Below are 13,797 nucleotides of genomic sequence, written 5' to 3' on the forward strand. Positions count from 1 at the left end.
CGGCGGCCGGCCGTCAGAGTTCGGGGCGGCCCGTCGCCACGGCGTAGAACGCGACGGCCGCCGCCGCGCCCACGTTGAGCGAGTCGACGCCGTGGGCCATCGGGATGCGGACCCATTCGTCCGCGGCCATCAGCGCCTTGGTGGACAGGCCCTCCCCTTCCGCGCCGAGCATCAGCGCGACGCGGTCCATGCGGTGCGGCGCCACCTCGTCGAGGGACTTGGCCTGCTCGGCCGGGGTCAGCGCGAGGAGCTGGAAGCCGGCGTCGCGGACCGTCTCCAGGGACTTCGGCCAGGCCTCCAGGCGTGCGTACGGCACGGAGAAGACGGCGCCCATGGAGACCTTCACGGAGCGGCGGTAGAGCGGGTCGGCGCAGTCGGGCGAGAGCAGCACCGCGTCCATGCCGAGCGCGGCGGCACTGCGGAAGATCGCACCGATGTTCGTGTGGTCGTTGACCGACTCCATGACGACGATGCGACGGGCCGTGGTGAGGAGTTCCTCGGCGGTCGGCAGCGGCTTGCGCTGCATGGAGGCGAGGGCGCCGCGGTGCACGTGGTAGCCGGTGACCCGCTCGGCGAGGTCGGGGGCGACGGCGTAGACCGGGGCGGGGACCTCGTCGATGACGTCGCGCATGACGTCGACCCACTTCGCGGACAGCAGCATCGACCGCATCTCGTACCCGGCGAGCTTGGCCCGCCGGATGACCTTCTCGCCCTCGGCGATGAACAGGCCCTCGGCCGGTTCGCGTTTGCGACGCAGCTCGACGTCGGTCAGGCCCGTGTAGTCGGACAGGCGCGGGTCGTCGGGGTCATCGATGGTGATGATCCCTCGAGGTTCAGCTTCAGCCACGGGTCGATACTGCCTTGTTCTGGGTGTGGTGCCAACGGCTCTGGACGAGTTGTGTTACCGCTGGTTACTTTTCCGGTCCCTCGCGCACCACGTCGCCGATCACGATGACGGCGGGCGGCTTGACCCCTTCGGACACGGCACGTTCGCCGACCGTCGCGAGGGTGGCGTCGACCCGGCGCTGGGCCGCGGTGGTGCCCTCCTGGACGAGCGCGACCGGGGTGTCCGGGCTCTTCCCGTACGAGACGAGGGCCTCGGCGATCTTTGCGATCTTGTCGACGCCCATGAGGATCACGAGGGTGCCGGTGAGCCGCGCCATCGCCTCCCAGTCGACCAGCGAGCGCTCGTCGTCCGGCGCCACGTGGCCGCTCACGACGGTGAACTCGTGGGCGACGCCGCGGTGCGTGACCGGGATGCCGGCCGCGCCGGGGACGGAGATCGAGCTGGAGATGCCGGGGACGACGGTGACCGGGATGCCGACGGCGGCGAGCGCCTGGGCCTCCTCCATGCCGCGGCCGAAGACGAACGGGTCGCCGCCCTTGAGGCGGACCACGGCCTTGCCCTGCTTGGCGTGCTCGATCAGCGCGTCGTTGATGGCCTCCTGGACCATCTGGCGGCCGTACGGGATCTTCGCGGCGTCGATGACCTCGACGTGCGGCGGCAGTTCGTCGAGGAGGTCGCGCGGGCCGAGCCGGTCGGCGATCACGACGTCGGCCTCGGCGAGGAGCCTGCGGCCGCGCACGGTGATCAGGTCCGGGTCGCCGGGGCCGCCGCCGACCAGGGCGACGCCGGGCTTGTGGGTGCGCTGGACCGTGACCGTGCCGTCGTGGAGGGCCTCGACGATCGCGTCGCGGACGGCGGCGGTGCGGCGCGGGTCGCGGTCCGCGGCCGAGGTCGTCAGGACGGCGACGGTCACCCCGTCGGCGCGGCCCGTGGCCGGGGTCCAGGCGGTCGCCTCGTCGGCGTCGTCGGAGCGGACGCACCAGACACGGCCCGCCTCGGCCTCGGCGGAGGCCGCGTCGTTCGCCTCCGCGTCGCTGGTGGCGACCAGGGCGTACCAGGTGTCCGCGAGGTCGCCCGGCTGGTAGCGGCGCTTCGTCCAGGTCAGCTCGCCCGCGGTCGCCATCGCCTCCACGGAGGGGGTCGCGGACGGCGAGATCAGCGTGATGTCCGCGCCCGCGGCGATCAGAGCGGGGAGCCGGCGCTGGGCTACCTGGCCGCCGCCCAGGACGACGACTCGGCGGCCGGTCAGGCGGAGCCCTACGGGGTAGGCGGGGTGGTCGGCGGCGGGCATGCGGTGTCCTCTGGCGTGCGGGTGCTTGTGGGTGTGAGCGTACGTCGTGGGCGTGACGGGGATGTTTCACGAACCGGGGGCTCCGCCCTCCGGACCCCCGCTCATCAGTCGCCGGAGGGGCTTGCGGATCAAGCCCCTCCGGCGATGGTGCGCGGAGGTTACTTCTCTGTCACGCCCGCCGAGTCGAACGTCGCGACCTCGTGCATCGCCCGCGCCGCGCTCTGGACGATCGGGAGCGCCAGGAGCGCGCCCGTGCCCTCGCCGAGGCGCAGGTCGAGGTCGACCAGCGGGCGCAGGCCCAGCTTGTTGAGCGCGGCGACGTGGCCGGGCTCGGCGCTGCGGTGGCCCGCGATGCAGGCCGCGAGGACCTCGGGGGCGATGGCGCGCGCGACCAGGGCGGCCGCTCCGGCGCTGACGCCGTCGAGGATCACCGGCGTGCGCAGCGAGGCGCCGCCGAGCAGCAGGCCAACCATGGCCGCGTGCTCCAGGCCGCCGACCGCCGCGAGGACGCCGATCGGGTCGGCCGGGTCCGGCTGGTGCACGTCGAGGGCGCGGCGCACGATCTCGACCTTGCGGGCGTGCGTCTCGTCGTTGATGCCGGTGCCGCGGCCGGTGACCTCGGAGGGGTCGGCCTCGGTGTAGACGGAGATCAGGGCGGCGGACGCGGTGGTGTTCGCGATGCCCATCTCGCCGGTCAGGAGCGCCTTGTTGCCCGCCGCCACGAGGTCGCGGGCGGTCTCGATGCCGACCTCGATGGCCTCCTTGACCTCTTCGCGGGTCAGGGCGGGGCCGGTCGTCATGTCGGCGGTGCCCGCGCGGACCTTGCGGGGCAGCAGGCCAGGGGTGGCCGGGAGTTCGCCGGCGACGCCCACGTCGACGACGCAGACCTCGGCGCCGACCTGGTTCGCGAACGCGTTGCAGACCGCGCCGCCGCCCAGGAAGTTCGCGACCATCTGGCCGGTGACCTCCTGGGGCCAGGGGGTGACGCCCTGGGCGTGCACGCCGTGGTCGCCCGCGAAGATCGCGACGGCCGCGGGCTCCGGGATCGGCGGCGGCGAGACGCGGGACAGACCGGACAGCTGAGCGGCGATGATCTCCAGCATGCCGAGCGCGCCCGCGGGCTTCGTCATCCGCTTCTGCCGCTCCCACGCCTCGCCGAGCGCCTTGGCGTCCAGCGGGCGGATGTTGGCGACGGTCTCCGCGAGCAGGTCGTGCGGGTCCTCGCCGGGCAGGGCGCGGCGGCCGTACGTCTCCTCGTGCACGACCCACGACAGCGGGCGGCGCTTGGACCAGCCGGCCTGCATCAGCTCCGGCTCCTCCGGGAACTCGTCGACGTAGCCGACGCAGAGGTACGCGACGACCTCCAGGTGCTCGGGGAGGCCGAGGGAGCGGACCATCTCGCGCTCGTCGAAGAAGCTGACCCAGCCGACGCCGAGGCCCTCGGCGCGGGCCGCGAGCCACAGGTTCTCGACCGCGAGCGCGGAGGAGTACGGGGCCATCTGCGGCTGCGTGTGGCGGCCCAGGGTGTGGCGGCCGCCGCGGGTCGGGTCGGCGGTCACCACGATGTTGACCGGGGTGTCGAGGATGGCCTCGATCTTCAGTTCCTTGAACTGCTTCGCGCGGCCCTTGGGGAGCGACTTGGCGTACGCGTCCTTTTGGCGCATGGCCAGTTCGTGCATCGCGCGGCGGGTGTCCGCGGAGCGGATGACCACGAAGTCCCAGGGCTGCGAGTGGCCCACGGACGGCGCGGTGTGGGCCGCCTCCAGGACGCGCAGCAGCACCTCGTGCGGGATGGGGTCGCTGCGGAAGCCGTTGCGGATGTCGCGGCGCTCGCGCATCACGCGCAGGACGGCCTCGCGCTCGGGGTCGTCGTAGGCGGGGGCGGCGGGGGTCGGCTCCGCGGCGGCCTCCGGCTCCGGCGCCGCTTCCGGCTGCGGGGCGGGCTCCGGCGCGGTCTCGGCCTCGGCTTCCGGGGACAGGTGTTCGGGTTCGCCCGTCAGCTCGGCGGGGGCGACGGTCTGCTCCGCGGGCTCCTCGTCCTCGGCGTCCTCGATCACGAGCACGGCGCCGGAGTCGCCCTCGCGCGGGGCGGGGACGGTGGCGGCGTCCTGGTGGACGTCGACGGCCTCGGGCTCGGGCTCCACCGGCTGGGTGGCGGGTGCCTGGACGGCCTCGGGCTGCTGCTCGGGGGCCACGTGCTCGTCCGCGACGACCTGCTGCTCGGCCTCGGGCTGCTGCGGCGCGGGCTCCTGCGGAACCTCGGGCTGCTGAGCGGCCACGGGCTGCGGGGCGGGCTCGGCCTCCTGCGCGGGGGCCTCGGGCGCGGGGGCCTCGGGCGCGGGGGCCACCGGGGCCGCGTCCTGCTGGACGGGCTCGGCCTGCGGCGCGACCTCGGCGGGCTGCACGGGCGCGGGCTGCTCGACGGGCACGGACTGCTCGACGGGCGCCTGACCGGCGAGGCTCCGGTCCTCGACGACGGCCTGCGGCTGCTCCGGGACCTGCTGCTCGGCCACCGGCTGCTCGGCCACCGGCTCCTGAGCCACGGCCTGCTGCCCGGTGTGCGCCTCCTCGGGAACGGCGACCGGCTCCTGCTGGGCCGGAACGCCCTGCTCCTCGACGCCGCCCTGCGGAACATCGGCGACCTGCTGCTCCGGGAAGTCCTGCTGCCCGGCCTGCTCGGCCGTCTCCTCCGGAAGCGGCGGGACCACCATCGCCTGCGGCGGGGTCGGGGCCAGGTGCGGGGTCGTGGGAACGATGCCGTCGACCGGGACGAACTGGCCGAGGGTCTGGTCGGCCTGGCCGAGGGACTGCTCCGCGTACTGCGCGTCGAGCGGCTGCTGCGGGTGCTCGTGGCCGCCCGCGGCTTGCTCGTGGCCCGCGTACGGGGCCTGGCCCGCGTAGGCGAACTCCTGCGCGTGGGCGGGCGCTTCGGGCTGCGCGTACTGCGGAGCGACCGTTTCTGCTGTCTGCTGCGCCTGCGCGGGCTCCCACGGGGCGGCGCCCTGCGGCGGGATGTCGAGGTACTCGGGTCCCGTCGTCGGCGGGCCGGACTGGCGGGCCGGCGGCGGGGTGTGCTGCGCGGGGCCGCGGTCGGCGAGCGAGCGCACCGGTCCCGTGCCGGTCTCCGGAACGGCCGGGCCCATGTGCAGCGGACGCCGGGCGGCCTGGGCCTGCGCCTGTGCCTGGGCGGCCTGCGCGGCCTGGGCCTGCGCGTACTGCTCGTGCTGCTGCTCGTACGGCTGGCCCTGCCCCTGGCTGTGGTCCATGCCGTGCTGCGGCTGGCCCCAGGCGCCCTGCGCCCCGGGCATCAGAAGGATCTCGTCCTCCTCGGCCGCGCCTTCGGGCTGATCGAGGTAGGTGTACGCGCCGGGTGCGGGAACGCCCGGCTGCTCCGCCGTGCCTGCGTCCTCCGGCAGCCCTTCGCCCGGAACCCGACCGGTGTCGGTCATGCCTACCCCTCGCCCATCGAATGAGAACTTTCCTGGCCGCCCCCGGCCGTCCGCCGGAACTGCGAGCACCTTCACAATTCACTGTTTCGCTACCCGGAGCGACGCGTGGACCGCCCACAGGGGACAACGAGCACACGCGCCGCGCGGCACGAACCGCCCCGGACAACAGGCATTGTCCCGGTCGGACCGCGGCCACGGAACGTAGTTCGACCATGGCCTTCTGTGGACTGCGCCACGTTGCGCGTCCACCGGTCGCTGCCGTACCACACACGCCCCAAGACTGGTGCGTTTTCCGGACATTGGCGTACGAAGGACCCGACGTCGCGGTGCGGTACAACGATCGGCCAGCCTACCGCGCGCGGCGCGCCGTCAGGTCACGGGTGGCGTTCCTGGAGCCTTCCGGACAGCAGGAAGCCGACGGTCCGCTCCTTCTCCGTCCAGGCGCGAGTGTCCAGTTCGACGGATTGCAGGAGGGCGCACTCGACGTCGTAGCCGTGCTCGGTGAGGTCCCGGCCGATGAGCTCGGCGTCGTCGCGTGTCGCGGCGTGCGTGACGATCCGCGCGGGGCGCCGGTCGGCGACGGCGGACACGACGGCCGCTCCCCCGCCCCCGACGCGTACGACATCGGGCTCGGGGAGGTCTTCCAGGGCGTGCGGGGCCGTGCCGTGCACGATCTGCGCCTGGACGCCGAAGCGGCGGGCCACGGCGAGGGTGCGGGCGCAGGCGTCGGCGTCCCGGTCGACGGCGATGACGGCGGCGCCGAACCGCCCGGCCTCGGTGGTGAACGCGCCGCTGCCGCAGCCGATGTCCCACACGAGGTCGCCCGTCCGCGGCCCCAGCCGGGCGAGTTGGGCCGCGCGCAGTTGTTCGGTCTCGCCCTCGCCGAAGGGTCCCGCGTACTCCTCGGTGGGCAGTGCCCAGCCGCGCGGGCCCGCGTCGGGGTCGCCGCCCGCCAGCCAGTTGCCGTTCTCCGGGGCGCCGGTGACGGGGCCCCCGATGACGATGACGACGTTGGGGTCGCGCCAGGCGTGGTCGGCGGCCTTGTCGGAGGTGACGACGGAGACCTGCTCGCGGTCGGTGCCGAGTTCCTCGCAGATGACGAAGGTGCGGTGGACGCCTTCGAGGAGCAGGCCGAGTTCGGCGGGGCCGGCGCCCGGCGACGTAAGAACCGCGACCTTGGTGTGGGCGCGGCACACATTCACCGCGCGTCGCAGGGTGCGGCGGTGTGCGACGACCACCTGTGCGTCGTCCCAGGGCATGCCTGCTCGGGCGAACGCCTGGGCGACGGAGGAGACGGCGGGCACGACCTCGACCTCAAGGCCGTACTGGGGTGCGCGCAGGGTGCGGACGACGCCGAAGAAGCCGGGGTCGCCGTCCGCGAGCACGACGGCCGTGCCGCGGTGGCCCGCGATGCGGCGGGCGGCGAGGGCCACGCTGCCGAGCCGGACGCGCTCGGCCTGTGCGGGCACCTCGGGCAGCGCCAGGTGGTGGGCGGCGCCCGCCACGAGGGTGGCCGCGCCGAGTGCTGAGCGGGCCGCGTCCGTCAGCGGCGAACCGTCCCAGCCGATCACCGTGACCCGGTCGGCCATCGTCGTCAGTCTCCTGGGTGTGCTCGGGTACGTACGTGCCCATGCGGCACTGAGGTCGGTGCGCCGCCCGGGACGGGGCACCGTGAGCGTACCCAACCGCCCTTCGGGTCGCCCGTGGGGTCAGTTCCAGTCGGAGAAGGCGGTGAAACCCCCGGCCTCGGCCAGTTGCTCGGTGACGCCCTCCAGGTCCTCGGGCAGCAGGCTCCACACGATGAAGTCCGTGCGGACCTCGGCGAGGCCGCCGTCCTCGGTGCGGGTGCGTGCTATGCAGGCGTTGCGCAGGACGCCCTCGCTGATGCAGCCGATCTTCTGGGCGACCTGCTGGGACGCGGTGTTGTCGGCGGCGGTGCGCAACTCGATGCGCTCCAGGCGCTGGTCGCGGAAGAGCCACTGGGCGGCGGCGAGCGCGGCCTCCGAGGCGTAGCCCTCGCCGCGGGCCCAGGGGGCGACGATGTAGGAGAGTTCGGTGGACCGCACGTGCCAGTTGGCCTTGGACAGTTGGAGGACGCCGACGAGGCGCTGGGTGAGGAACTCCGTGATGGCGAGGGTGAGTCCGGTGCCGGCCTCCCGCTCCTTGGGCGCGTCCTCGCAGATCCAGCCCCGGGCACCTTCCTCGGTGAACGGCTGGGGCACCGAGGTCCAGGCGGCGACCAGCTCGTCGTTCATCATCTCCGCGAGCGCCGGTACGTCGTCCTCGTCGAGCGGTCGCAGCACCAGGCGCTCCGTGCTGATGGAGACTTCCGGGAAGGTGTTCGTCATGCGCCGCTCTCCGTAACCTTCGTTGGCCTTCTACCTTCGTGTCGGCCTGGTGAAGTGCCCAGCATGCAGCATGAAGGCACGTAACTGCACATGGGGCCGCCCCTGTTGCCGGGTGCGGCCCCCATGGGAGAGCGCGGACGGCCCCTCAGAAGGAGGGGAGCACCGAGCCCTTGTACTTGTCGTCGATGAACTTCTTGACCTCGGGCGAGGTGAGGAGCTTGGCGAGCTTCTTGACGCGCGGGTCGTCCTGGTTGCCGTCCTTGACGGCGAGCACGTTGTTGTACTCGTTGTTCTTGGTGGACTCCAGGGCGAGGGCGTCCTTGGCGGGGTTGAGCTTGGCACCGATGGCGTAGTTGCCGTTGATCACCGCGGCGTCGACGTCCTTGAGGGAGCGCGGGGTCTGCGCCGCCTCGACCTCCTTGAACTGGAGGTTCTTCGGGTTCTTGGCGACGTCCTGCGGGGTTGCGGTGGCCTCGGAGCCCTTCTTGAGGGTGATGAGGTCGTTCGCGGCGAGGAAGCGCAGGGCGCGGCTCTCGTTGTCGGCGTCGTTCGGGAGGGCGACGGTACCGCCCTTCTTGATGCCGTCGAGCTTCTTGGCCTTCTGCGAGTACAGGCCGAGCGGCTCCAGGTGGACGGTGGCGACCGACTTGAGGTGCGTGCCGTTCTTCTTGTTGAAGTCGTTCAGGTACGGCGTCGTCTGGAAGTAGTTGGCGTCGACCGAACCGTCCTCGGTGGCGTTGTTCGGCGTGACGTAGTCCGTGAACTCCTTGACCTCGAGCTTGAGGCCCTCCTTCGGCGCGAGGTCCTTCTTGATGTAGTCGAGGATCTCGGCGTGCGGGACGGGAGTCGCGGCGACGACCAGCGGGTCGGAGGCCTTGGCCTTGGTGTCGGCCTTGTCGCTGCCGCAGGCCGTGAGGCCCAGGGTGAGGGCGCCGGTGGCGAGGACAGCTGCGGTGATCTTGGTGGTGTTACGCACGAAAAGTGCCTTTCTCCATCGTGGTGCAACCCGCTTGGTGGGGCGGGAGTTCGGGGGTCAGCGGGTCTTGGCGTCCGCGGCGGCGGGGCCGCCGGGCAGGAAGCCGAGGAGCGCGCGGAAGCGGATCGGGTCTCCGCCCTTGCCCGCGCGGCGGTGCAGGACGCGGGCACCGCTGTCGCCCGCGAACTGGATGACGGCGATGACGACGGCGAGGATCGCCACGATCGTCCACATCATGCTGGTCTCGAACCGCTGGTAGCCGTAGCGGATGGCGAGGTCGCCGAGGCCGCCGGCGCCGACGGTGCCCGCCATGGCGGTGTAGCCGATGATCGCGACGATCGTCGTGGTGGTCGCCGAGATCAGCGAGGGCAGCGACTCGGGCACCAGGACCTTGCGCACGACGGTCCAGGTGTTGCCGCCCATCGACTGCACGGCCTCGACGAGGCCGTGGTCGACCTCGCGCACGGACGTCTCGACGAGCCGCGCGAAGAACGGGATGGCGCCGATGGCGAGCGGCACGATCGCGGCGTCGCGGCCGATGGTGGTGCCGACGACGGCGCGCGTGAAGCCCATGAGGGCGACCATCAGGATGATGAAGGGCATCGAGCGGACGATGTTCACGATCTGCCCGATGACCTTGTTCACGAACGCGTTCTGGAGCAGTCCGCCCCGGTCCGTGAGGACGAGCAGGACGCCGAGCGGGAGTCCGCCGACGACGGCGATCAGCGTGGACCAGCCGACCATGTAGAGCGTGTCCCAACACGCCTGGGACAGCAGCGGCTGCATCTCCGACCAGGTCACTTGCTGACACCTTCCTTCTGCAGCACGGGCGTCTCGGCCTGGCGGCCCTGGATCTCGACCTGGAGGCCCTGCTCGCGCAGGAAGCCGATCGGGACCACGTTCTCGTCGTAGCCGCCGGGCAGTTCGATGCGCATGCGGCCGACCTGCTTGCCCGCGACGGTGTCCATCGCGGCGCCGAGGATCGAGATGTCGACGTTGTAGGTGCGGGAGAGCTGCGAGATGACCGGCTGGGTCGTCGACTCGCCGTGGAAGGTGACGTCGATGACGGTGCGGTCGGGGCCCGCGGCCTCGCCGCTGACGGGGAAGAGCGCGGAGGCGAGCTCGGAGCCCGGCGTCGCGAGGAGTTCGCTGACGGTGCCGGACTCGACGATCCGGCCGCGCTCCATGAGGGCGGCGGAGTCGCAGACGGTCTTGACGACGTCCATCTCGTGGGTGATGAGGAGGACGGTCAGGCCGAGCTGCCGGTTGAGGTCGCGGAGCAGCTGGAGGATCGAGCGGGTGGTCTCCGGGTCGAGGGCGGAGGTCGCCTCGTCGGAGAGCAGCACCTTCGGGTCGCCGGCGAGGGCGCGGGCGATGCCGACGCGCTGCTTCTGGCCGCCGGAGAGCTGCGCGGGGTAGGACTTGGCCTTGTCGGCGAGGCCGACGAGGTCGAGCAGTTCCAGCGCCTTGGTGGAACGTTCCTTCCCCGACTTTCCGAGGATTTCGAGCGGCAGCTCGATGTTGTCCTGCACGGTCCGCGAGGACAGCAGGTTGAAGTGCTGGAAGACCATGCCGATCCGGCTGCGCGCCTCGCGCAGCTCCTTGCCTGCGCGGGGTCCGCGCCCGGCGAGGGCGGTGAGGTCCTGGCCCGCCACCGTCACGGTGCCGGAGGTGGGACGCTCCAGGAGGTTGACGCAGCGGATCAGCGAGGACTTGCCGGCGCCCGACTGGCCGATGACGCCGTACACCTCGCCTTCGCGCACGTGCAGATCGACGCCGTCGAGGGCGGTGACCTCGCGGCCGCGCGAGCGGTAGACCTTGGTGAGGCCCTGAGTGGTGATCACGTGGGTTTCCGTAGCTGTCGAGTGCGCGGCGCGGGTGGCGCCGGGCACGGGGCATTCGGTCGGGAACTTGCGAAGTTTCCGGGCGCGCGACAGGTCTCGCAGAGGCGGGTGAACCCGTGAGGAGAAGCTGTGCGCGGGGCAGGCCCGGTCACGTAGGCGGACTGTTTCTCCCTGCGGAGTCACTCCCTACGGAACAGGGCGCGCGGGTCTCGCTTCGGGGCGCGAGAACAGGCGTGGTGGGGGCCCTCAGAAGGCGCACATTCGACACATACAAGCAGCACCGGGCGTCATGGTCGCCTCGGTCGCAAGGGTGCGGCTGCTCGTCGTGGTCATGTCGGCAAGTAAAGCAGACGTGAGGACGCGGCAGAGCCCCGCTGTCCGCTATTCGGACAGCGCGGGCCCCTGGTCCTCGCCCGCTCAGGGCGTGGCGACGATCTCCACGCCCGCGTCCGTGACCTGCGCGGACACGGCGGAGAGGTCCTTCACCACGACGTCCGCCACCAGCTCCCCCGCCTCGTGCGTTGTGGTCAACGCCACGGTCCTCATGCCGCCCGCGTGACCCGCCGTGAGACCGGCGGGGGCGTCCTCGAAGACGACGCAGCGGGCCGGGTCGACGCCCAGCTTCTCGGCGGCGAGCAGGAACGGCTCGGGGTCGGGCTTGCCGCGCGTGATGTCGTCGGCGGCGATCAGCAGCGGCGGCTCGATGCCGACGGCCGCGAGCCTGGCCTCCGCGAGCCGCCGGGTGGCGGAGGTGACGACGGCCCAGCGCCCGTCGGGCAGCGAATCGACCAGCTCCTTCGTGCCGGGCAGGACGTGAGTGCCGCCGTTGGGCACGTCCTCGACCTCGAGCTCCTCGATACGGGCCACTGCCTCGGCCACCTTCTCGGCGGGCAGCAGGTCGGCGGCGATCTCGGCGGCAGGGCGGCCGTGCAGCTCCACGGCGGCGAAGTCCTCGGCGGTGATCCCGTACTCCTCGGCCCAGCGGGTCCAGCAGCGGTACACCGACTCCATGGACGAGAGCAGCGTTCCGTCGTTGTCGAACAGCAGGGCGTCAGCGGTGATCTTCATGTGTCCCAAGGCTAAGGGCGACCCCGGGGCCGAGCGCATCGGGTCTTTTGGCCCGTAATAGGCTCACGGCCATGCTTGATGTCCTGACCCTGGTGACGGGTCTCGCCGCGCTGGCGCTCGCGGCCTGGTGCGGCTTCGCCGCCTATCGCGACCAGCCGACCAAGGACTGGCACTTCATCGGCATGGCCGTGGTGTCGGTGCTCGCGCTGGTGCAGCTGGTGGTCGGGATCGTGCAGCTCGCGCGGGGCGAGAAGCCGGACCAGGGCACGACGATCTTCGTCGCGTATCTGATCGGCGCGTTCGCGTGCGTGCCGGCGGCGGGCTTCATGTCGCTGGCCGAGCGCACCCGCTGGGGTTCGGTGACGGTCGCCGCGGGCGGCGTCGTCCTTGCCGTGCTCGAAGTACGGCTCTTTGACATCTGGGGAGGCTGAGGTGGCCGTGGCCGCACCGGAGAAGAACGAGAAGCCGGGGACCGACAAGAAGCGCCGCCGCCTCATCAGCGGCCCGGGCATGCTGCTCGTCTGGCTGTACGGCGTGATGGTGGTCGGGGCCGTGTCCCGCTCGGCCGTGCAGATCTCCACCGAGTTCGACAAGGCGCCGCTCGCGTACACGCTGTCGGCGGTGGCGGGGCTCGTGTACGCCTTCATCACGTACTCGCTAGTGCGCGGCGGCGACACGGCGCGGCGGGCCGCGTTCGTGTGCTGCGGCCTTGAGCTGGCGGGCGTGCTGATCGTCGGTACGTGGACGCTGGTGGAGCCGTCCGCGTTCCCGGACGCGACCGTGTGGTCGGACTTCGGCGTCGGCTATCTCTTCATCCCGATCCTGCTGCCGCTGAGCGCCATGTACTGGCTGCGCAAGGGCGTGCTGCAGCGGCAGCAGCCGGAGGGCTGACCGTCAGGCGCTCGCCGCGAAGGCCTTCGCCTCGATGTCCTTGGCCAGCGTCACCACGGTGAGCCGGTCGTCGACGCGCTCGGTCGACACCGGCGCGTAGCCGTGCTGGCGGTACAGGCGCAGGTTGTGGTCGCTGCGGTGGCCGGTGAACAGCTGGTAGCGCTTGGCGGTGCCCGCCGCGCCGAGGGCGGTCTCCACGGCGGCGAGCAGCCGGCCGCCCAGGCCGTGGCGCTGCATCCGGGGGTGCACGATCAGCTTGTTGATGTGCGCCGTGCCGTCGGCGTCGACGGTGCCGCGCACGGACGCCACCACCTCGTCGCCGAGCCGGGCGACGAGCACCGTGCCGCCGTCGAGCTCGGCCCTGATCGAGGCCAGGGTCTGAGTGAGCGGTTCGATCGAGTAGTCCCCGTAGAGCTGCGCCTCGCTCTGGTAGCAGAGGTACTGCAGCTTCAGAATCTGCTCGGCATCCGCTTCGGTCGCCGCAGAGATGGTCACGCTCATGCCCATGTGTGCATGCCTCCCGCTCACCTGTTCGCCGGTTGTCCTTCACCCTTTTCCCCGGCGGGCCGTGAGCGCAACCTCGGAGGGCAGGATTCTGCGCAGGCAACCCAGACATCTGGAACGTTCCGGCCCAAGACTGCCCTGTGACATACCCAACTCGCCCGCGATTTCCCGGTACGTCAGGTCGTGCGGGGAGAAGAGCGCACCGAGGAGCCGGGGGCAGCGTCCCGGCAGCCGGCGCACGGCGCTGCGCAGCGCCCGGTCCCGCTCACCGATGAGCACCCGGCGCTCGGGGTCCACGGCGTCCGGGTCGGCGGCGGGTTCGAGCCCGTACGGAAGTTCTCGCAGCGCGGTACGCCGTTGGAGGCGGGCCTCCGCGCGGACGGCGCGGCGGAGCCAGGCGGCGGGCTCCGCCGGCGGGCCCTCGGTGCGCAGGTGCTCGAGCAGGCGCACCCAGACCGCCTGTTCGAGGTCGCCGGGGTCTGCGGCGGCGCTCGGCAGTTCGGCGCGGACCTCGGCGGCGAGGAGGGGGCGCAGGGACGCGATCACGGAGTCGTACGTCATGCACTGCGCGACGAGGCC

Annotated in this window: 13 protein-coding genes; 2 read left to right on the top strand and 11 right to left on the bottom strand. The window is 72.1% G+C overall.

Annotated elements, in window-relative coordinates; translation table 11 throughout:
• Positions 1–13: 13 nt before the first annotated feature.
• The 9 genes from ACTWJ8_RS09420 to ACTWJ8_RS09460 form a co-directional block, all read right to left on the bottom strand.
• Positions 14–847 carry a TrmH family RNA methyltransferase gene (locus tag ACTWJ8_RS09420; RefSeq protein ID WP_356385869.1) on the bottom strand — a complete coding sequence of 278 codons (834 nt, stop codon included), beginning with the start codon at positions 845–847 and terminating at the stop codon, positions 14–16.
• Between the two features lie 64 nt (positions 848–911).
• Complete coding sequence (cobA, locus tag ACTWJ8_RS09425; RefSeq protein ID WP_356385872.1) at positions 912–2,138, bottom strand: uroporphyrinogen-III C-methyltransferase; 1,227 nt, start codon at positions 2,136–2,138, stop codon at positions 912–914.
• 158 nt (positions 2,139–2,296) lie between these two features.
• A complete protein-coding gene (gene cobT / locus ACTWJ8_RS09430; RefSeq protein ID WP_443263564.1) occupies positions 2,297–5,587 on the bottom strand; it encodes a nicotinate-nucleotide--dimethylbenzimidazole phosphoribosyltransferase in 3,291 nt (1,096 codons plus the stop codon).
• A 374-nt stretch (positions 5,588–5,961) separates the two neighbouring features.
• Positions 5,962–7,176, bottom strand: coding sequence for a precorrin-6y C5,15-methyltransferase (decarboxylating) subunit CbiE (gene cbiE / locus ACTWJ8_RS09435; protein ID WP_443263565.1), 1,215 nt, complete (start codon positions 7,174–7,176; stop codon positions 5,962–5,964).
• A 120-nt stretch (positions 7,177–7,296) separates the two neighbouring features.
• On the bottom strand, positions 7,297–7,935 hold the full coding sequence (locus ACTWJ8_RS09440) for a GNAT family N-acetyltransferase (RefSeq protein WP_356385881.1): 639 nt from the start codon (positions 7,933–7,935) through the stop codon (positions 7,297–7,299).
• Between the two features lie 145 nt (positions 7,936–8,080).
• Positions 8,081–8,911 carry a MetQ/NlpA family ABC transporter substrate-binding protein gene (locus tag ACTWJ8_RS09445; protein ID WP_356385884.1) on the bottom strand — a complete coding sequence of 277 codons (831 nt, stop codon included), beginning with the start codon at positions 8,909–8,911 and terminating at the stop codon, positions 8,081–8,083.
• A 57-nt stretch (positions 8,912–8,968) separates the two neighbouring features.
• Entirely contained in the window at positions 8,969–9,712 is a 744-nt protein-coding gene (locus tag ACTWJ8_RS09450; protein ID WP_443263566.1) for a methionine ABC transporter permease, read from the bottom strand.
• Positions 9,709–10,755 (bottom strand): methionine ABC transporter ATP-binding protein, encoded by a 1,047-nt coding sequence (locus ACTWJ8_RS09455; RefSeq protein ID WP_443263568.1) that lies wholly within the window; start codon positions 10,753–10,755, stop codon positions 9,709–9,711. The genes ACTWJ8_RS09450 and ACTWJ8_RS09455 overlap by 4 nt, the downstream gene beginning before the upstream one ends.
• A gap of 417 nt (positions 10,756–11,172) precedes the next feature.
• Positions 11,173–11,823: an HAD family hydrolase gene (locus tag ACTWJ8_RS09460; RefSeq protein ID WP_356385891.1), complete on the bottom strand. Its 651-nt coding sequence runs from the start codon at positions 11,821–11,823 to the stop codon at positions 11,173–11,175.
• A gap of 71 nt (positions 11,824–11,894) precedes the next feature.
• Here ACTWJ8_RS09460 and ACTWJ8_RS09465 point away from each other — a divergent pair, with 71 nt between their 5' ends.
• Positions 11,895–12,254, top strand: coding sequence for a hypothetical protein (locus ACTWJ8_RS09465; protein WP_266721663.1), 360 nt, complete (start codon positions 11,895–11,897; stop codon positions 12,252–12,254).
• Positions 12,235–12,714, top strand: coding sequence for a hypothetical protein (locus ACTWJ8_RS09470; RefSeq protein WP_443263569.1), 480 nt, complete (start codon positions 12,235–12,237; stop codon positions 12,712–12,714). Before ACTWJ8_RS09465 ends, ACTWJ8_RS09470 begins: the two co-directional genes overlap by 20 nt.
• A gap of 3 nt (positions 12,715–12,717) precedes the next feature.
• On the opposite strand, the gene ACTWJ8_RS09475 is transcribed toward ACTWJ8_RS09470, so the two are convergent.
• Entirely contained in the window at positions 12,718–13,221 is a 504-nt protein-coding gene (locus tag ACTWJ8_RS09475) for a GNAT family N-acetyltransferase (protein ID WP_356385897.1), read from the bottom strand.
• A 39-nt stretch (positions 13,222–13,260) separates the two neighbouring features.
• Entirely contained in the window at positions 13,261–13,779 is a 519-nt protein-coding gene (locus ACTWJ8_RS09480) for an RNA polymerase sigma factor (RefSeq protein WP_443263570.1), read from the bottom strand.
• Between the last annotated feature and the right edge of the window lie 18 nt (positions 13,780–13,797).

This window comes from Streptomyces sp. SDT5-1, assembly GCF_052245995.1.
GTDB lineage: Bacteria > Actinomycetota > Actinomycetes > Streptomycetales > Streptomycetaceae > Streptomyces.